At 60.8% G+C, this 19,474-nt stretch carries 17 protein-coding genes, 1 tRNA gene and 1 riboswitch; of the genes, 12 read left to right on the top strand and 6 right to left on the bottom strand.

The genetic code is table 11. From position 1 onward, the window contains the following. Nucleotides 1-103: 103 nt before the first annotated feature. Nucleotides 104-604, bottom strand: a complete 501-nt coding sequence (locus VCK47_RS11520) for a hypothetical protein (protein ID WP_322891241.1) — start codon at nt 602-604, stop codon at nt 104-106. Nucleotides 605-903: 299 nt separating this feature from the next. Between VCK47_RS11520 and VCK47_RS11525 the strand changes: the two genes are divergently transcribed. From VCK47_RS11525 to VCK47_RS11560, 8 genes are all read left to right on the top strand, one after another. Beyond that, nucleotides 904-2,862 (top strand): AMP-binding protein, encoded by a 1,959-nt coding sequence (locus tag VCK47_RS11525; protein ID WP_322891242.1) that lies wholly within the window; start codon nt 904-906, stop codon nt 2,860-2,862. Next, on the top strand, nt 2,859-3,677 hold the full coding sequence (locus tag VCK47_RS11530; protein ID WP_322891243.1) for an ABC transporter ATP-binding protein: 819 nt from the start codon (nt 2,859-2,861) through the stop codon (nt 3,675-3,677). Before VCK47_RS11525 ends, VCK47_RS11530 begins: the two co-directional genes overlap by 4 nt. A 131-nt stretch (nt 3,678-3,808) precedes the next feature. Then, complete coding sequence (locus VCK47_RS11535; RefSeq protein ID WP_322891244.1) at nt 3,809-4,807, top strand: branched-chain amino acid ABC transporter permease; 999 nt, start codon at nt 3,809-3,811, stop codon at nt 4,805-4,807. Between the two features lie 77 nt (nt 4,808-4,884). Next, nucleotides 4,885-5,961, top strand: a complete 1,077-nt coding sequence (locus VCK47_RS11540) for a branched-chain amino acid ABC transporter permease (protein ID WP_322891245.1) — start codon at nt 4,885-4,887, stop codon at nt 5,959-5,961. Between the two features lie 59 nt (nt 5,962-6,020). Then, nucleotides 6,021-7,304 (top strand): ABC transporter substrate-binding protein, encoded by a 1,284-nt coding sequence (locus VCK47_RS11545; protein ID WP_322891246.1) that lies wholly within the window; start codon nt 6,021-6,023, stop codon nt 7,302-7,304. A gap of 51 nt (nt 7,305-7,355) precedes the next feature. After that, nucleotides 7,356-8,171, top strand: coding sequence for an ABC transporter ATP-binding protein (locus VCK47_RS11550; protein WP_322891247.1), 816 nt, complete (start codon nt 7,356-7,358; stop codon nt 8,169-8,171). Between the two features lie 100 nt (nt 8,172-8,271). Beyond that, nucleotides 8,272-9,468, top strand: coding sequence for a phenylacetate--CoA ligase family protein (locus tag VCK47_RS11555; protein WP_322891248.1), 1,197 nt, complete (start codon nt 8,272-8,274; stop codon nt 9,466-9,468). 18 nt (nt 9,469-9,486) lie between these two features. Beyond that, nucleotides 9,487-10,980: a peptidoglycan-binding domain-containing protein gene (locus VCK47_RS11560; protein WP_322891249.1), complete on the top strand. Its 1,494-nt coding sequence runs from the start codon at nt 9,487-9,489 to the stop codon at nt 10,978-10,980. A gap of 12 nt (nt 10,981-10,992) precedes the next feature. On the opposite strand, the gene VCK47_RS11565 is transcribed toward VCK47_RS11560, so the two are convergent. The 3 genes from VCK47_RS11565 to VCK47_RS11575 form a co-directional block, all read right to left on the bottom strand. After that, the gene (locus tag VCK47_RS11565) at nt 10,993-12,192 is read right to left on the bottom strand and encodes a PPC domain-containing protein (RefSeq protein ID WP_322891250.1); all 1,200 of its coding nucleotides are present in this window, start codon (nt 12,190-12,192) and stop codon (nt 10,993-10,995) included. 171 nt (nt 12,193-12,363) lie between these two features. Continuing rightward, entirely contained in the window at nt 12,364-12,489 is a 126-nt protein-coding gene (ykgO, locus tag VCK47_RS11570; RefSeq protein ID WP_010141322.1) for a type B 50S ribosomal protein L36, read from the bottom strand. Nucleotides 12,490-12,564: 75 nt separating this feature from the next. After that, a tRNA-Val gene (locus tag VCK47_RS11575) sits at nt 12,565-12,639 on the bottom strand. A gap of 154 nt (nt 12,640-12,793) precedes the next feature. Between VCK47_RS11575 and VCK47_RS11580 the strand changes: the two genes are divergently transcribed. After that, on the top strand, nt 12,794-13,657 hold the full coding sequence (locus tag VCK47_RS11580; protein ID WP_322891251.1) for an N-formylglutamate amidohydrolase: 864 nt from the start codon (nt 12,794-12,796) through the stop codon (nt 13,655-13,657). 6 nt (nt 13,658-13,663) lie between these two features. Here VCK47_RS11580 and VCK47_RS11585 read toward each other — a convergent pair whose 3' ends face one another. Continuing rightward, nucleotides 13,664-15,178: an ABC-F family ATP-binding cassette domain-containing protein gene (locus VCK47_RS11585; RefSeq protein WP_322891252.1), complete on the bottom strand. Its 1,515-nt coding sequence runs from the start codon at nt 15,176-15,178 to the stop codon at nt 13,664-13,666. Between the two features lie 207 nt (nt 15,179-15,385). Continuing rightward, nucleotides 15,386-16,639 (bottom strand): DNA polymerase IV, encoded by a 1,254-nt coding sequence (locus tag VCK47_RS11590; protein ID WP_322891253.1) that lies wholly within the window; start codon nt 16,637-16,639, stop codon nt 15,386-15,388. A gap of 125 nt (nt 16,640-16,764) precedes the next feature. Next, nucleotides 16,765-16,850: riboswitch (glycine riboswitch) on the top strand. A 121-nt stretch (nt 16,851-16,971) separates the two neighbouring features. On the opposite strand from VCK47_RS11590, the gene VCK47_RS11595 reads away from it, so the two are divergent. The 3 genes from VCK47_RS11595 to VCK47_RS11605 are packed head-to-tail and all read left to right on the top strand — an operon-like array spanning nt 16,972 to nt 19,421. Beyond that, on the top strand, nt 16,972-18,213 hold the full coding sequence (locus VCK47_RS11595; RefSeq protein WP_322891254.1) for a D-amino acid dehydrogenase: 1,242 nt from the start codon (nt 16,972-16,974) through the stop codon (nt 18,211-18,213). Nucleotides 18,214-18,256: 43 nt separating this feature from the next. Further along, on the top strand, nt 18,257-19,147 hold the full coding sequence (locus tag VCK47_RS11600; protein WP_322891255.1) for an SPFH domain-containing protein: 891 nt from the start codon (nt 18,257-18,259) through the stop codon (nt 19,145-19,147). Nucleotide 19,148: 1 nt separating this feature from the next. Further along, entirely contained in the window at nt 19,149-19,421 is a 273-nt protein-coding gene (locus tag VCK47_RS11605; RefSeq protein ID WP_322891256.1) for a hypothetical protein, read from the top strand. The last annotated feature ends 53 nt before the right edge of the window (nt 19,422-19,474 follow it).

Here is a 19,474-nt window from a genome sequence, read left to right on the forward strand (position 1 = left end):
TTGGATGTCAGCTATGCGGGACTTTCCCGACCTTCATTGAAATTCAGATAAGGACCGCTTTGAGAGCAAACTGCCCAGCTAGATGTGTGCCAAACTGACTAAATCATAGCCCCATAAAGTGTTCAAATTGAGTAAGATCATGTAATATTTCACCGCTGTCAGCGCTGACATTGAAAAAACCGACACCGGTCGTCAAAGCTGTATTGAACACGCGGTTGTAAGCCAGATCTGAGACCGACCAAGCAAACGCAATGTAGATGGCATTACCCGCGATGCAATAATCAGTGACTAAGGCTTCATTGAACGCTGGTGGAGGAGAAGAACTCAGAGCTTTTGAGCCGAATATTTTTGACAAAAAGCCCTTCGGCTTGGATTCCAGAAGTGGCGGGCTTGGTTGATCAAAATCATAGGCGTCAGGACCATTCATCGGTGGAAATTCTTTACGCATCACTTCATAGAATTCACGCAGATTGCCCGTTACGCCCACCGGTGAGTTGTAGTCTCTGTCCTCATTCCACTTTACGAGCTGATTATACCAAATCATAAATTCTGTCCGCCCACGTGGTGCCACTGCTGGGTCAAAAACCAATAGGTCGTAGCTCATGTTCGCGTCCTTCAATAACAACTGAACCACAAAGGCTGGCGGCTCTTTCATAGATTTTCAAACACTCGTGCAATGTGCAGCATCCGTCAAGTTGGGCTCGAAGCTGTCACTTGTAGTTGACATGCCGCGCGTTGCAGTTGGTGGTCGCTAGCGGCGCCAAACCATTAACTGAACGCCCGTTCAAAAAATGATTTGACGGATGGTCCTGCGGCCCGCAAGATCAACCCCAAGGCAGCGCGTTGCGAGGAGGCGACTCGCTGCCATGGGCGGGAAAACCGCCCAAAGGGAGGATCATCAAGATGCATGCACCCGCTGACGGCGGCCCTGTGACTATTCCTGACCTTCTGGCCCGCAACGTGGCGCGCCATGGGACAAAGCCCGCGTATCGCGAAAAGGAATTCGGCATCTGGCAAAGCTGGACTTGGGCGCAGGCGGCCGAACAGATTGACGCGCTGGCGATGGGCTTGCTGAGCTTGGGCGCGGATGTGGGCGACCATGTCGCGGTTTCGGGGCGCAACCGTCCCGCGCTCTATTGGGCGATGGTCGCGGCACAGCGGATCGGCTGCATCCCCGTCCCGCTTTACGCCGAAGCCGCGGCCGAGGAGATCGCCTATGCGCTCGACCATTGCGGCGCGCGCTTTGCGGTGGTGGGTGATCAGGAGCAGGTGGACAAGATCGCCGATGTCCGCGACGGGCTGACCCAGCTTGAGCATGTGATCTATCTCGACGGGCGGGGTTTGCGCAAATACGACCATGCCGCGATGACCAGCTATGCCGATGTGCAAAAGGCGGGGCGCGCGTCGGGTCTGCTGGATCAGGTCAACGCGCGCAGCGCCGCGCGGACCTATGACGACACCTGCGTGATGCTTTATACGTCAGGAACGACGGGGCGGCCCAAAGGCGTGGTGCTGTCGAACCGCAATGTCATCGAGACCTCCAAGAACTCTGCCGAATTCGACCATTTGCGTGCCGATGACGAGGTGCTGGCCTATCTGCCGATGGCTTGGGTCGGGGATTTCATCTTTTCGGTGGGGCAGGCGATGTGGACCGGATTCTGCGTCAATTGCCCCGAAAGTGCCGATACGATGCAGCTGGACCTGCGCGAGATCGGGCCGACCTATTTCTTCGCCCCGCCGCGCGTGTTCGAACAGCAACTGACCAATGTGATGATCCGCATGGAAGATGCGGGGCGATTCAAGAAATGGTTGTTCCACCGTTATATGGCCGTGGGGCGCAGGGTCGGCCCACTTTTGCTGGATGGCAAGCCGGTCAGCGCCTTTGACCGGTTGAACTACATACTCGCAAAGCTTCTGGTGATCGGGCCGCTGAAGAACACGCTCGGCCTCAGTCGCGTGCGTGTGGGCTATACCGCGGGCGAGGCGATCGGGCCCGAGATTTTCGATTTCTACCGCGCGCTGGGTATCAACCTCAAACAGCTTTACGGCCAGACCGAAGCGACCGTGTTCATCACCCAGCAACCCGATGGCGAAGTGCGGTCCGATACCGTGGGTGTCCCCAGCCCCGGCGTGGAACTGCGCATCGCCGAGAATGGTGAAGTGTTCTATCGCAGCCCCGGCGTGTTCGTCGAGTATTACAAGAACCCCGAAAGTACCGCATCGACCAAGGATGCCGAAGGCTGGGTCGCCACAGGCGATGCGGGGTTCATCGAGGATGGCACCGGCCATCTGCGGATCATCGACCGTGCCAAGGATGTGGGGAAAATGGCGGACGGGCGGCTATTCGCGCCCAAATACGTCGAGAACAAGCTGAAGTTCTATCCCAATATCCTCGAAGCCGTCGTATTCGGCGCAAACCGCGACTATTGCACCGCTTTCATCAACATCGACCTGACGGCGGTGGGCAATTGGGCGGAACGCAACAACATAGCCTATTCCAGCTATCAGGAATTGTCGCAGCACAGCCGCGTGCTCGACATGATCCTTGGCCATGTGTCCGAGGTGAACCGCTCTGTCGCTGCCGACCCGATGCTGGCGGGCTGTCAGGTGCATCGCTTTCTGGTGCTGCACAAGGAACTGGATGCGGACGACGGCGAGATGACCCGCACCCGCAAGGTCCGCCGCCGGATCGTGGAGGAAAAATTCCACGACCTGATCGCAGCGCTCTATGGCGGGGTGCCCGAAATCTACACCGAAACCGAAGTCACCTATGAGGATGGCCGCAAAGGCAAGATCAAGGCGACGCTGGTGATCTGCGACGCAGAGGTCGCGGCGGAACAACACAAGGTGGCGGCAGAATGATGGACGGTGTTGCACCCTATGTGACTGCGGATGGCCGCCAGATCGGTGGCGTGCTGATGGACATGCGCGGCATCACCCTGCGGTTTGGCGGGGTAGAGGCGATCAAGAACATCTCTTTCGACATCCGCGAGGGCGAAATCCGCGCGATCATCGGGCCGAATGGCGCGGGCAAATCCTCGATGCTGAACGTGATCTCGGGGTTCTATCACCCGCAGGACGGCGAGGTCTGGTTTCGCGGCGAAAAGCGCAAGCCGATGAAACCCTATCAGGTGGCCCGCCTTGGCATCGCGCGCACGTTCCAGAACATCGCGCTGTTCGAGGGGATGAGCGTGCTCGACAACATCATGACCGGACGGCTGACGCATATGAAAACCGGACTGCTGGCGCAGGCGATCTGGAAAGGCCGCGCTGAGGCTGAAGAGGTCGCCAATCGGGAAGTCGTGGAAAAGATCATCGACTTTCTGGAGATTCAGGCGATCCGCAAGACCCCCGTGGGCCGTCTGCCTTACGGGTTGAAAAAACGGGTGGAACTGGCGCGTGCGCTGGCGGCTGAACCCAAACTTTTGCTTCTGGATGAACCCATGGCCGGCATGAACGTCGAGGAGAAAGAGGACATGAGCCGCTTTATTCTGGATGTGAACGACGAATTCGGCACGACGATTGCGCTGATCGAACATGACATGGGCGTGGTCATGGACCTGTCCGACCGCGTGGTCGTGATGGATTACGGCCGCAAGATCGGCGACGGCACCCCCGACGAGGTGCGCAACAATCAAGAGGTGATCGACGCCTATCTGGGGGTGGCGCATGAGTGATTTTGCACAGCGAAATCATCCCGGACATGATCCGGGATCTGTGCTGCCGGTCGCCGTCCCGGACTTGATCCGGGACCTCGACCATCATTTGCAAGAGGCCCCGGGTCAGGCCCGGGGCGGGGAGGCACGCCATGTCCGCTGATTTTCTTTATGGCATCGAAGTCGTCATCAACGGGCTGATGGCGGGCGTGCTTTATGCGCTGGTAGCGCTGGGCTTCGTGCTGATCTTCAAGGCCTCGGGCATCTTCAACTTTGCCCAAGGGGTGATGGCGCTGTTTGCCGCACTGACGCTGGTCGGGATCATGGAAGGGCAGGTGCCTTTCGCGCATCTGATCAACGCGGTCTTCGGCACGAATATCCACCATTTCGGCTGGCAGGTGCCCGCGATCCTTGCGATTTTCATGACCGTGCTGGTCATGATCGCCTTTGCCTGGGCGGTGCAGCATTTCGTGTTCCGCCATCTGGTCGGGCAAGAGCCGATCATCCTGTTCATGGCGACCATCGGCCTCGCCTATTTCCTTGAAGGTGTGGGCGATCTGATGTGGGGGTCGAGCATCCGCACATTGGCGCTGGGCCTGCCGCAGGGTGGGTCGATCTGGGTCGAGGAGATGACGAGCGGGCTGGGCGGCGACGACTTCTACGGCTTCTTCATCGACAAGCTGGATATGGTCGCAACCCTTGTGGCGTTGGTGCTGGTGGCGGGGCTGGTCGCCTTTGCGCAATATACCAAGCAGGGCCGCGCGATGCGGGCAGTCGCGGATGATCATCAGGCAGCGCTGAGCGTCGGCATTTCACTGAGCTATATCTGGGTGCTGGTCTGGTCGCTGGCAGGGATCGTCGCGCTTGTTGCGGGGATCATGTGGGGTGCGAAATCGGGCGTGCAGTTTTCGCTGTCGTTGATCGCGCTCAAGGCTCTGCCGGTGCTGATGTTGGGCGGGTTCACATCGATCCCGGGGGCCATCGTGGGTGGCATGATCATCGGGGTCGGGGAAAAGCTGTTCGAATACACCATTGGTGCGCCTTATCTGGGCGGCGCCACGGAAAACTGGTTCGCCTATATGTTGGCGCTGGTTTTCCTCGTGTTCCGCCCACAGGGGCTGTTTGGCGAAAGGATCATCGAACGTGTGTGATGCAGCCAGCGTTTCAAAAGAACTTTTTGGCCTCCGGCGGGGATATTTGGGCTCGAACGATGAAAAGGGGATGATCCATGCTTTATCGTGAGGCAGGCGATTTCAAGACATCCTATCAGGCGGACAGCCAGACCTTTCCCATCGCCTTTGACCGCTGGCGGTATTGGGCCGTGCTGGTCATTGCCTTTTGCGTGGTGCCGTTTTTCGTCAATGCCTATTGGGCGAATGCCATTCTGGTGCCGTTCCTGATCTATGCGATTGCCGCGATCGGCCTGAATATCCTGACAGGCTATTGCGGGCAGGTCAGTCTGGGCACGGGCGGGTTCATGGCTGTGGGGGCCTATGCCTGCTACAAGCTGATGACCTCCTTTCCCGATGTGTCCATCGTCATTCACATCATTCTGGCGGGCGGGATCACGGCCGCGGTCGGCGCGGCCTTTGGCCTGCCCAGCCTGCGGATCAAGGGGTTCTATCTGGCGGTGGCGACGCTGGCGGCGCAGTTTTTCCTTGTCTGGATGTTCAACAAGGTCAGCTGGTTTTACAATTATTCGGCATCGGGCCAGATCACGGCACCCGAACGCTTTGTCGCGGGTGTGGCGGTGACGGGGCCGCATACGGCACCTTGGGCGCAGTATATGATCTGTCTGGTGTTCCTGACGGTCTGCGCGCTCATCGCGCGCAACCTGACGCGCGGCACGATCGGGCGGTCATGGATGGCGATCCGCGACATGGATATCGCGGCCGAGATCATCGGGGTGAACCCGCTGAAAGCCAAGCTGACGGCCTTTGCGGTATCGTCGTTCTTTATCGGCATATCCGGCGCGCTGTTCTTTGCCGTCTATCTGGGCGCGGTCGAGGTGGGCGAGGCGTTCGGTATCCAGAAATCCTTCCTTGTGCTGTTCATGATCATCATCGGCGGGCTGGGGTCGCTGTTCGGCAGTTTCGCGGGGGCGGCGTTTCTGGTGCTGCTGCCTGTTGCGCTGAAGGTGATCGGGGTCGATCTGCTGGGCTGGCCCACCGATCTGGTCGCCCATCTGCAACTGGTGATCGTGGGCGCGCTCATCATGTTCTTTCTGATCAAGGAACCGCACGGCCTTGCCCAGTTGTGGCGGCTTGCCAAGGAGAAGCTGCGGCTTTGGCCGTTCCCCTATTAACAACACGGATCGGGGCACACCCCGGCATCAGCAATCTTAACCATTGGGAGGAGAAACCGATGAAGATGAAGACACTGGCCGCCATGGCACTTGCCGGATCGATGACCGCAGGGACCGCTATGGCCGATCTGGTCATTCCGGATCTGAGCTATCGCACCGGCCCTTATGCGGCGGGCGGCGTGCCGTTTTCGGACGGGTATCAGGACTACTTTGCGCTGCTTAACGCCCGTGACGGCGGCATCGGCGGAGAGGCTGTCCGCGTGATCGAATGCGAAACCGCCTATAACACCGAACGCGGTGTGGAATGCTATGAGGCAACCAAGGGCGAAGGCGCGTTGATCTATCAACCTTTGTCTACGGGCATCACCTATCAGTTGATCCCGCGCACCACGGCCGACAATATCCCGCTGCACACGATGGGCTATGGCCGCACATCCGCCGCCAATGGCGAGGTGTTCAACTGGGTGTTCAACTATCCTGCGAACTATTGGGATGCCGCGTCAGTTGCCGTGAACTATCTGCTGGATGAAAACGGCGGGTCGCTGGACGGCAAGACCATCGCGCTGGTTTACCACAACTCCGCCTACGGCAAGGAACCGATCCGCACGCTCGAGGAACTGTCGGCGATGCACGGGTTCACCCTGACGCAACTGGCCGTGGACCATCCCGGACAGGAGCAGAAATCGCAATGGCTGCAAATCAGGCGCGAACGGCCCGATTATGTCCTGATGTGGGGCTGGGGCGTGATGAACCAGGTCGCTGTGCAGGAAGCCGCGAATATCGGTTTCCCGATGGAAAACTTCATCGGCAACTGGTGGGCGGGTGCCGAACATGACGTGACGCCTGCGGGCATGGCGGCGAACGGCTATAAATCGCTGAACATGAACCCTGTGATCGACTATCCGGTGCTGGCGGAAATCCAGAGCCTTGTGCATGACGCAGGCAATGCGGCCGGTGACGGATCGCATCTGGGGTCCGTGCTTTACGTGCGGGGCATGTATGCCGCGATGCTGGCCGCCGAAGCCATCGCCAAGGCGCAGGAAATCCACGGTGTCGCCGATGTGACACCCGCGATGGTGCGTGACGGGATGGAAGCGCTGGAGATCACCGCCGCCCGCATGACCGAACTGGGCATGGAAGGCATCGGGCCGGAATTTGCGGTCACCTGCCAGAACCATGGCGGCACAGGGCAGGGCCTTGTGCAGCAGTGGAATGCCTCTGCCGGTGTTTGGGAGCCGCTGACCGGGTTCATCTCGCCTGACACATCGGTCATCGCGCCACTGGTGGCCGAGGATTCCGCCGCCTTCGCCGCCGAAAGCGGGATCACCCCCGGCTGTCTGTAAACACATCACCACGGACGGCCTTTGGGCCGTCCGTTTCACATGGAGACAGCGATGGCCGACACCAAAGAGACCCTGCTTGAGGTCAACAATATCGAGGTGATCTACAATCACGTCATTCTGGTGCTGAAGGGCGTCTCGCTGAATGTGCCCAAAGGTGGGATCACCGCGCTTTTGGGTGGCAATGGTGCGGGCAAGACGACCACGCTCAAGGCGATATCCAACCTTTTGCATTCCGAACGCGGCGAGGTGACGAAAGGATCAGTCATCTATCGCGGCGAGCCTGTGCATCACCTGTCACCCGAGGCCTTGGTCAAGAAGGGTGTCGTGCAGGTCATGGAAGGCCGGCATTGTTTCGAACATCTGACGGTCGAGGAAAACCTGCTGACCGGCGCCTATACCCGCCGCGACGGCGGGGCGGCGGTCGCGGCTGATCTTGACATGGTCTATACCTATTTTCCGCGCCTGAAAGAGCGGCGCAAAAGTCAGGCGGGCTATACCTCCGGCGGTGAACAGCAGATGTGCGCCATCGGGCGCGCGCTGATGTCGCGGCCCGAGACGATCCTGCTGGACGAGCCGTCGATGGGTCTTGCGCCGCAGCTGGTGGAGGAGATTTTCACCATCGTGAAGAACCTTAACGAGCGCGAAGGCGTGTCCTTTCTGCTTGCCGAACAGAATACCAACGTCGCCCTGCGGTTCGCGCATCAGGGCTATATCCTTGAAAGCGGGCGCGTCGTGATGGAAGGCCCCGCCGCCGAATTGCGCGAAAACCCCGATGTGAAGGAATTCTATCTGGGCATGTCGGATGAGGGGCGCAAATCCTTTCGCGACGTGCGCAGCTACCGGCGGCGCAAGCGCTGGTTGGCATGATGCCCGCGCCCGTCTGATGGGGCGCTATTGAATAGCAGTGCGTGCAGGGTCAGACCTGCCCCTATCCACGTCGCTGCATGGATGTGGACAGGAGACACTGATGACGACCTATTTCGACGATCTGGAAACACGCACGCCTCAGGCCCGCGCTGCAGCCCAGCTTGACGCTTTGCGCGCGCAGATTGCGCGGGTGCGCGCGATGCCGGGGGCCTGCCTGCCCGATGTCGTGGTCACGTCGATGACGGATCTGGCAAAGTTTCCGGTCCTGCGCAAATCCGACCTTGGCAATTGGCAAAAGGCGCAGCCGCCCTTTGGCGGGCTGCACGTGTCCAACATGACCCATGTGTTCCAGTCGCCCGGCCCGATCTATGAACCGGGCGGGTCGTCGCATGACTGGTGGCGCTTCGGCCGGTTCCTGCATGCCTGCGGGATCGGTGCGGGCGATATCGTGCAGAACTGTTTTGGCTATCACCTGACCCCTGCGGGCACGATGTTCGAGAATGGCGCGCGCGCCGTGGGTGCCGCGATCTTGCCTGCGGGCACCGGCCAGACCGAATTACAGGTCCGTGCTGCTGCAGATATCGGCACCACCGCCTATGCCGGCACGCCCGATTACCTCAAGGTGATCCTCGAGAAGGCGGACGAGATGGGTGTCGCGCTCAAGATCACCAAGGCCGCTGTCTCGGGCGGTGCGCTGTTTCCGCAGCTGCGCCAGTATTACGCCGACCGTGGCATCGCCTGTATGCAATGCTATGCCACCGCCGATCTGGGCCATATCGCCTATGAAACGGCTGCGGCCGAAGGCATGATCGTTGATGAAGGCGTGATCGTTGAAATCGTCACCCCCGGCACCGGCGATCCCGTCGCCCCCGGCGATGTGGGCGAGGTCGTGGTTACATCGCTGAACCCCGATTACCCGCTGATCCGTTTCGCCACCGGCGACATGAGCGCCGCGATGCCCGGCACCAGCCCCTGCGGGCGCACCAATATGCGCATCAAAGGCTGGATGGGCCGCGCCGACCAGACGGCCAAGATCAAGGGCATGTTCGTGCGTCCCGAACAGGTGGCCGCCCTTGTGGCCAAGGTGGGGGCCGCACGCGCCCGCGTGATTGCCGACCGGAGTGGCGATGCCGATACGATGCAGGTCCATGTCGAAGGCGAAGGGCTTGATCCTGCCGCTATCGCCACGGCTGTTGTCGATATTCTGAAACTGAAAGGCGACGTGATCTGTTGCGCCCCTGGCACCCTGCCGCGCGACGGGCTCGTGATCGAGGATCGCCGCACCTATGAAACCTGACGACAAGGAATACCCCCCATGCGCCGATTGATGCTTTCCACTGCGTTTGCCCTTTGTGCGGCCCCGCTTTTGGCCGATGATGCCGCCCTGTTGATGGGCGTGGACCGCTATGAGGAATTCCGCCGCGTCGCGGGTGGCACCGATATCGTCGTGGGGATCAGCGCGCTGCGCAACGCGGGTTATGCGGTCAGTTCGCTGGAAAACGGGGCTGCTGCCGATATGCGCCGCCTGCTTGATCGGCTGGCTGCTGACGCGGCTGATGCGGACAGGCTGGTCGTGGGACTGTCGGGGCGGTTCGTGACTGATGGACAGCGGACATGGCTGCTGGCGTCTGATGCACCGGCGCAGCCCAGCCTGTTCACGCTCGACAACGCGGTGTCGATCGATTCGGTGATGGCCGTGCTGGCCCGGACACCGGGGCGCGCGGTGCTGGTACTGGGGCTGGATATCAGTGACACCAGCCAGATCGACCCCTATCTGCGGCAGGGTCTGGGTAGTCTGGACGTGCCGCAGGGTGTGACCGTTCTTTATGGCCCACCAAATGTCGCCGATAACATCGTGACCGATGCGGTGGCGGTGCAGGGGGCGGATGTGATGGAATTCGCGCGCAACACCCGCGCGGTGCAGGTGCTGGGCTATCAGCCCCGCAGCCTTGTGATGCAGGCGGATGTGGCTGTCGTGGCCCCAACCACGCGTCCCAACGACACCTCACTGCCGTTCTGGGAGGATGCGCAGATAGCGAATACTGCGGATGCCTACCGCGTGTTCCTGCTTGGCTTTCCTGACAGCCCCTATGCCGCCGAGGCGCGCCGCCGCTTGGACCAGATCGAAAACGACCCGATCCTTCTTGCCGAACAAACCGAAACGGCGCTGGCCCTGACCCGTGACCAGCGCCGCGCGATCCAAAGCAACCTGACCTTGCTGGACTATGACACGCGCGGGGTGGACGGGATTTTTGGCCAAGGCACCCGCCGTGCGATCCGCAACTGGCAACAGATCAATGGTTTTGCGCAAACCTCCTATCTGACCACCGAACAGATCAGCCGGATCGACGCGCAAGCCAGCCGCCGTCAAGCGGAACGTGACGCCGCCGATGCGCAGGCCCGCGCCGAAGCCGAACGGCTTGATCGCGCCTATTGGGAAGAAACCGGCGCGCGCGGCACACCGGCCGGATACCGTGCCTATCTGAACCGCTATCCCGAAGGGTTGTTTGCCGATCAGGCCAATGCTGCGCTGGCGCGGGAAGCCGATAGCGACGACGCCCGTGACGATGCAGGCAATGACGAGGCCCGCGCACGTGAGGCGGCGTTGAACATCAATCCCGTGATGGGGCGGCTGATCGAAAGCAGGCTGGACCAGATGGGGTTTGACCCCGGCGCTGTCGATGGCCGTTTTGACCGGGACACGCGCAGCGCAATCGGTCGCTATCAGGCCCGCAGCGGGCTGCCAGCGACCGGCTATCTGGATCAGCCGACGCTGGCACGCCTGTTGGCGGATACGTTCGGGCGCTGACGCCCGAACGGTTTACTGGGCTGGCACGTAGCGTTCGATCAGCAGACGGATCAGGCCCAGACCTTCGCCGTATTTCCAGACGCCGATGACATAGGTTCCGGCATCCACCCGTGCCGCGATCAGGCTGTCGAGCCCGTTGCCATAATCGTCGTTCCGGCCAACCTCGCGGCCAAGATCGTCATAGATCACGAGAACGGGGTCGGCGCTGGCATTGCCGATGGCTTCCAGCATCAGCAGGCCGGGCGCGTCGACATCGACCGTGAACCAAGATGCGCTTGAACTGGCGCTGACATCCTGCCGGATGCGGGTGCCGATCGTTCCAAGGTCGGTCACAGGCACGGTGCCGTCAAGCGGCGGCGCGGCCTCTCCGCGGTTGTAGATGGCCAGCAGGGCGGCCTGCGGGTCGTACGCGCTGACGGTCAAGGTAATGGGCAACGTGTCATCGGACAAGGCGGTGACGTTGATGCAATAGGTTCCCGCGGCCAGCGGTTGCGTCATGTCGATGCGCGAATTCAACCCGTCGTAATCGTCATTTTCGGCAATGTAATTTTCGGCAGCATCATACAACGTGATCACCGGATCGGCAGATTCGTTCACAGCGGTGATGGTGATCGCGGTGGGTTCGTCCAGCGTGAAGCTCCAGTAAGGATCGTCGAAGGCGGACCCACTGACGCTGGTTCCCAAGGGGCCAATCGGCACCGCCTCGGAACAGCTGCCACTGATGCCGGGATCACCCATGATGTTGATCCCCGTGGTCAGCGCTTCGTGTTCCTGCCGCCCGATACGGACAAATGCGGTCATCGGCCCGCCGTCATAGCTGCGCATCGCCATGCAATAGGTGCCCGCAGCAAGGGTCGTCTCGGCGCGCGATGCGGCATTGCCGCCGGAATCGTCGTCCGACAAGATCAGCGCCCCGTCCGCACCCAGCAGGTCGATCATCGGATCACCCGCCCCGCGCCCCGCGGCCTCGAGCCGGACATCGGTGGTTTCGGACAGGCTGAACAGGGCGACGTAATCATTGCCGCCCAGCACCAGCGCCATCTGTTCGCGGAAATTGTCGGCAGCGGAAATATCCGATGACGCTTCGTTCCCGCCGATCCACTGACCGCCGGTGCCTGCACCGCCGCAGATATCCTGCGCGAACGCAGGTGCGGCAATGCCCAGCAAGACCACGGACATTGCTGTTGTTTTCATGAGAGATTTACGCGCCATGTGATTTCCTATGCGACAATCAGACCAAAACTGCCGCGACGTTAATGCACATTTCCCATACTTGACCAGTGTTCATGAATGCAGGGCCGCACTTTTTTCTGGCAATTCGGCAAAGAAAAAGGCCGCACCCCGAAGGATACGACCTTTTTCGATCTGCTGCTGTCGCAGGTCTTAGCCCTGACGGGCCTTGAACCGGCGTTGCGTCTTGTTGATCACATAGACGCGGCCCTTGCGGCGCACGACGCGGCAATCGCGATGGCGCTGCTTGAGCGAGCGGAGGGAGTTACGGACCTTCATGGTGCGTGTCCTTCATGTCGCGGCGCGCGGATTGCGCCTTGGGTTGCATTGAGGCCGGAATGGCCCGCGAAATCATGGTGGACGATACTGGGATCGAACCAGTGACCCCTTCGATGTCAACGAAGTGCTCTACCGCTGAGCTAATCATCCATGCCGTCGGCGGTCTGATGCGTCCTACAAAGTAATAGGACGCGGCCATGAACCGCGTCAGTCGTGCGGTCTATAAAAGGAGTCGGAACGGGGATCAAGGGCTTTTGCTCATTTCCATAAATGCGCTAGCTTGGTCTTGTGAAGGAGTGTTTCATTGCTGCCAGCGCCTTATCAACTTGCCCTGCCAGAGGGCCGCACGACCAGTGTCGTTTTCGCCTCGCCGCACAGCGGGCGCGACTATCCTGCGGCATTTCTGCGCCGTGCAGTGCTGGATGCACAGGAAATCCGGTCGTCCGAGGACGCGTTCGTCGATCTGTTGTTCGATACTGTGCCATTGCATGGCGCGCCTTTTCTGACCGCGACCGCGCCGCGCGCGTTTCTCGATCTGAACCGCGGGCCGGATGAATTCGACCCTGCGCTGATCGAAGGGGCGCGCCGCAATGCGCACAACCCGCGCATCGCAAGCGGTCTGGGCGTGATTCCGCGCGTGGTGGCGAATGGCCGGCAGATCTATCACGGCAAACTGACGCTGGCCGAGGCGCATCTGCGGGTCACACAATACTGGCGGCCCTATCATGACCGTTTGCAGACATTGCTGGATGAGAGCATCACCACCTTTGGCGAGGCGATCCTGATCGACTGCCATTCCATGCCGCACGAGGCGCTGGAAAACATGGGTCCGGCCGGTGCAGGCCGCCCCGATGTCGTGCTGGGGGACCGGTTCGGTGCCACAGCCTCGGGCGCGGTTGTTGATCAGGTCGAGGCGGCCTTTGTCGCGGCGGGGCTGAAAGTGGCGCGCAACATGCCTTTTGCGGGGGCCTATATCACGCAGCATTATGGCCGCCCGTCGCGCAACCAGCACGCCATTCAGGTCGAGATCGACCGCGCGCTCTACATGGATGAAAAGTCCCTGACGCCAAGTGCGGGCTTTGACGCGTTCCGCGACTTGCTGGCAGCCGTGATTGCCGATCTGGCCAATATCGGACGGGTTCACGATCTGCAGGTCGCGGCCGAGTGATCCGCACTATTGGTTCATCTGGCTGAGCAGGAATGGTTCGGCGTCATCCACCTCGACCAGCCGCTTGCCGATGATCTGCCAGAACCTGTTGCCGACGTTGCGCAAAAAGCTGCGATCATGGCTGACCAGCAGACATGTCGCCCCATGGGCAGTCAGTTCCTCCTCCAGTGCTTCTTGGCCTTCGATATCAAGATGGTTGGTGGGTTCGTCCAACAGATAGAAGTTGGGCTGTCGCAACCGAAGCATCAGCATGGCAAGCCGCGCCTTCTGACCGCCAGACAAGGCACTGATCGGCGTGTCCTGCATCTGGATAGTGACACCTGCACCCGCCAGCAGACCGCGCGCGCGTTGGTCGCCGATGTCGAACCTGCCCGCGACGGCCTTTAGCGGCGTGTCGCTGTCATCCAGTTGGCCAAGATGCTGGTCGGAATATCCTGTCACAACGCTTGGCGCGCATCTGACCGGCACATCATCGCCCGAAAGCGCGCGATGTATCAGGCGGATCAGTTGTGTCTTGCCGGTGCCGTTGGTGCCCAACAATACGATCCGGTCGCCTTGCGTGATCCATTTTTGCCCTGTCCGGTAGAGCAGGCGCCCGTCCGGCGTTTCCACAGCGATATCGTTCAGCGTCACAAGCGCCTTGGCATGTGTGCCGCTGTTCGACAGGCGAATGTCCCCCGCACCCGTTTCGTGGTGCGCGGGCCTTGCGGCGGCTTCCATCTTGTCGGCGCGTTCGGTCAACTGTTTGGTTTTGGTGACCAAAAGGTCGGACCCCGAGTTGATCCCGATGTTTTTCAGTTTGGCCGCCTGTTTGCGCAGCTGCTGCGCCTTGCCCAGATCATTTGTGAACCTGCGTTCGTCAGCCGCGTCCGCCTCGGAGAGCGCTTGGCGCGCCGGGCTGAACGGCAGTGCGAAGATGCGACTGTCCGCACCCCGCAAGAACAGCGTCCGGCTGGTGACGGCGTCAAGAAAGGCACGGTCATGGCTGATGACAACAACGGCTGTGGCGCGGGGCAACGCGCCGAGCCAATGCTGCAACTGTCCAATGCGGCCAAGGTCCAGATGGTTGGTCGGTTCGTCCAGCAGCAACAGGTCCGGTTGCGTGACCCACGCCGCCGCCAGAAGCGCCGTGCGCTGCCAGCCGCCGCTAAGGGCGTGCAACGGCTGTTTATGCAAAGCGACAGGGACCATCAGATCGTCTAGCACAACATCCACCCGCCAGCTTTCATAGGTGGCCTGATCTGGTGGCAAGGCGCCAAGGACATGGTCGTAAAGCGTTTGTGCCATCGCCTGCGCGGGCACGTTTTGCGCCACGTGACCTATCCGCAGGCCGCGCGCGCGGATGATATCGCCGGTGGTCGGCGCGAACGTGCCTGCGATGCAGCCCATCAAGGTGGATTTGCCCCGCCCGTTCGCGGCAACCAGCCCAATACGGTCGCCTTTGGAAATCGTCAGGTTCAGGTTTGAAAAAAGCGCATCACCAAGGGTTACGCCCAAGGCGTTGATATTGATCAGTGTCATTGAAGATATCTTTACAGGAATGTGTTGCCGCAGCGCGGCTTATGGGCAGACCTGAAAGATCATGCCCTGCAAACGGATTTACAGGGCGAAGCGGGGACCATGCTGAAGTCGGCGGATGATACGCATGCTCAGCTTGTGCCCTCCCGTTGTGAATGTGACCGATGACCGAAGTCTATGCGCAGATCACCTGACCGATCAAGGCCCGTGTCATCGCAAGGCGCGCCCCTTGATGATCGCATCGGACCCGAATTTCTGCCGGATCAGGTCGGTGGCCTGTTCGGCCTTGGCCCGTTGGCCGGCGGCAGGGTCGAGCAGGTCGCCGGTCCGGTCGGCATCGGCAGCACTTGTGATCTCGGACAGGCCGACCCCCAGCAGACGGTAGGGACCTTTTCCCGGCACCTGATCGAAAAGCCCCCGCGCCACACGATAGATCGTATCGGCCAGTTGCGTGGGGTGATGCAGGCTTTGCCGTTTCGAGACCAGCTTGAAATCGGCGGTCTTGAGCTTGAGCTGCACGACGCGCCCCGCCTTGTCGGTCGCCTTGGCGCGCGCGCTGACCTTTTCGGCCATCCGCCACAGATGCCCGTCCAGAATATCGGGGTCGGCCGTGTTTTCGTGAAAGGTGGTTTCATTCGACAGCGTCTTGACCGGCGCGTTGGGGCTGATCCGGCGGGCGTCCTCGCCGCGCGCCAATGCGTAAAGCCGTTCACCCGTGCTGCCGAATCGCGCGTGCAGGTCGCGCCTGTCCCAGCGCAGCAGATCATCAAAAGTGCGGATACCCGCGGATTCGAGGCTGGCTTGGGCCGCAGGACCGATCCCCCAGATCAGCCGCACGGATTTCGGACGCAGGAATGCGGTGGTTTCCGCCTTGCCGATGATCGAAAAGCCGCGCGGCTTTTCGAGATCGGACGCGACCTTGGCCAGAAACTTGTTATGCGACAGCCCGATCGATCCGGTCAGGCCCAATTCATCCTTCATCCGCTTGATAAGCCGCGCGAGCATGACCGCAGGTGGCGCGTGGTGCAGTTTCGCCGTGCCGCGCAGGTCCATGAACGCCTCGTCAAGTGACAAAGGTTCGACTTGCGGCGTCAGTTCATCCATCATCGCGCGGATCGCGCGGGACGCTTTCACATAGGCATCAAAGCGCGGTTTGATCACGACCGCCTCGGGGCAGAGCTTCAGCGCCTGAAACATCGGCATCGCGGATTTCACGCCTTTGATCCGCGCCAGATAGCAGGCGGTGGACACCACCCCGCGCCTGCCGCCGCCGATGATGACCGGTTTGTCGGCCAGATCGGGGTTGTCGCGCTTTTCGACCGAAGCATAAAAGGCGTCGCAATCCATATGCGCGATGCCGAGGTCGAACAGTTCGGGGTGCCGTGTCACGCGGGGTGACCGGCAGGCGGGACAGCGGGTTTCGCTGTCGAAAGTGGTGAGGCAATCGCGGCACAAGGCAGGCATGGCCCATCATAGACGGGGCGGTTGCGTAAAAAAGAGACTTCTGGCCTCCGGCGGGGATATTTATGCTCGAACGATGCGGAATTTCATTTGCGTGGGGCCGGGTTCCAGCGTAATCCGGCGCCATCATACGCCATCCGGGAGAGAACGGATGTCCGTCGCCGAAGGAGCAACCGCCCCGGTCACTCTCAGGCAAAAGGACCGGTTGGGGTGCAACACGCCGAAGAGTGGCCTTTGATGGCCCGCCGAAGGAGCAAGCCCGTCATCGGGTGAATCTCTCAGGCACAGCAACGGCGGGGGCGAACGCGCGCAAGCGCCAATGGCGGAGAAATGCCATGCCTTCGATTGCTGTTATCGGTGCCGGGATTACCGGCGTCACCACTGCCTATTCCCTGATGATCCGCGGCTTCGACGTGACGGTCTATGACCGCCAGCGCTACGCCGGGATGGAAACCAGTTTTGCCAATGGCGGCCAGCTCAGCGCCTCCAACGCCGAGGTCTGGAACCAATGGTCCACGGTGCTGAAAGGCATCAAGTGGATGCTGCAGGGCGATGCGCCCCTGTTCGTGAATCCGCGTCCTGGCTGGCACAAGGTCAGCTGGATGATGGAATTTCTGGGCAATATCCCGAACTACAAGTCCAACACCGTCAAGACCGCGAGGCTTGCTGTCGCCGCGCGCGCGGGTCTGGCGGAAATGGCGGACAAATCCGGTGTGGATTTCGATTTCAGCCCGGCGGGTATCCTGCATTTCTACAAGACCGAACATGATCTGCGCCATGCCCGCATGGTCAATGGCCTTTTGCGCGAAGGTGGACTGGACCGCCGCGAGCTGACAGTGGACGAGGTGATGGCGCGCGAACCCACGCTGCGGGGCGATATCATCGGGGGATTCTGGACTGAAAGCGACAGCACCGGAGATATTCATAAATTCACCGTCGGTCTGGCCGACTGGCTGCAAAAACAGGGTGTCACCTTCCGCCTTGGCGCGCCGGTGACGGACCTGCATGTGCGCCCCGATGGTGTCTATGTCGAAAGCGGGGATGAGACCCGCTTTGACGGGATCGTCATTTCCGCCGGTGTCGCCAGCCGCAAATTCGCGGCCATGCTGGGCGACCGCGTCAATGTCTATCCGGTGAAAGGCTATTCGATCACCGTCAATCTGAACGATGCGGCCAGTCAGGCGGCGGCACCCACCACGTCACTTTTGGATGACAAGGCCAAGATCGTCACCTCGCGGCTGGGCCTGACCCGCCTGCGGGTGGCGGGCACGGCGGAATTCAACGGCGAGAACCGCGATATTCTGGAACGCCGCGTGCGCCCGCTGATCCAGTGGTGCGAAACCCATTTCCCCGATGTCTCGACCGAGAATTGCGTGCCTTGGGCCGGCCTGCGTCCGATGATGCCCAATATGATGCCGCGCGTGGGGCCGGGCCGCAACGACCGCGTGTTCTACAACACGGGCCACGGCCATCTGGGCTGGACGCTGAGCCCCGCGACTGCCGACGCCATCGGCGCAACTGTCGCAGCGCGGTTCAAAAGCAACAGCATGGCGCAGTTTGAATTGAAATCGGCCTGAACTGTGCCTAACTGTCGCTCAAGAAAACGTGAGGGACATGGAAATGCCGATTGATCAAGTTCTGGCCGAGTTTTTTGGCCGGAACGTTCTTTATCTGGTGCTGGCGGTTTTTATCATCGTCTGCATCATGGCCGGTGTGCGGATCGTGCCGCAGTCGGAAAAGTTCGTGGTGGAACGCCTTGGCCGTCTGCAATCCGTGCTTGGCCCGGGCATCAACTTCATCGTGCCGTTTCTGGACCGTGTGCGCCATCAGGTCTCGATTCTCGAGCGGCAATTGCCCCCCATGACACAGGATGCGATCACGTCCGACAACGTGCTGGTGCAGGTCGAAACATCGGTGTTCTACCGGATCATCGAACCTGAAAAGACCGTCTACCGCATCCGCGATGTCGATGCCGCGATTGCCACGACCGTGGCGGGGATCGTGCGGTCCGAGATCGGGCGCATGGAGCTTGATCAGGTGCAGGCCAACCGCAGCCGGTTGATCGAGGCTGTGCGCGAACAGGTGTCCCAGCAGGTCGATGACTGGGGAATCGAGGTGACGCGCGCCGAAATCCTTGACGTTAATCTCGATCAGGCGACCCGTGCGGCCATGTTGCAGCAGTTGAACGCCGAACGCGCCCGCCGTGCGCAGGTGACCGAGGCCGAGGGCAAGAAGCGTGCTGTGGAATTGCAGGCCGACGCCGATCTTTACGCCGCCGAACAGGAAGCCAAGGCGCGCCGCGTGCTCGCTGATGCCGAAGCCTATGCAACGCAGGTCGTGGCCGGTGCGATTGCCGAAAACGGGCTGGAAGCCGCGCAATATCAGGTCGCGCTGAAACAGGTCGAGGCGATTTCCAAGATGGGTGCGGGCCAAGGCAACCAGACCGTCGTGCTGCCCGCCAATGCGCTGGATGCCTTTGCCGATGCCTTCAAGATGCTGAAAGGGCGCTGAGATGCTGCTTTGGACGGAATGGTGGGTCTGGATGTCGGGGGCATTGATCCTTGCCACGCTCGAAGTCCTGATCCCCGGCTACATCTTTCTGGGTTTCGCCATCGGTGCGGGGCTGATGGGTCTGCTGATCCTGTTCGGGGTCAATGCCGCGGGCCTTGCCCTGACGCTGGCGGTTTTTGCGGTCCTGTCGCTGTTGTCCTATCTTGGGATGCGCCGTTTTTTCAGTCTGCGTAAAGGGCAGGTCAAGGTCTGGGAAACCGACATCAACGACTGAGCCGCACCTCCAGAGCGGAACGATTACGGCGCGCGTTGCTTTCTGTCTTATGG

Source organism: Yoonia sp. 72, assembly GCF_034652275.1.
In the GTDB taxonomy this organism is placed as follows: domain Bacteria; phylum Pseudomonadota; class Alphaproteobacteria; order Rhodobacterales; family Rhodobacteraceae; genus Yoonia.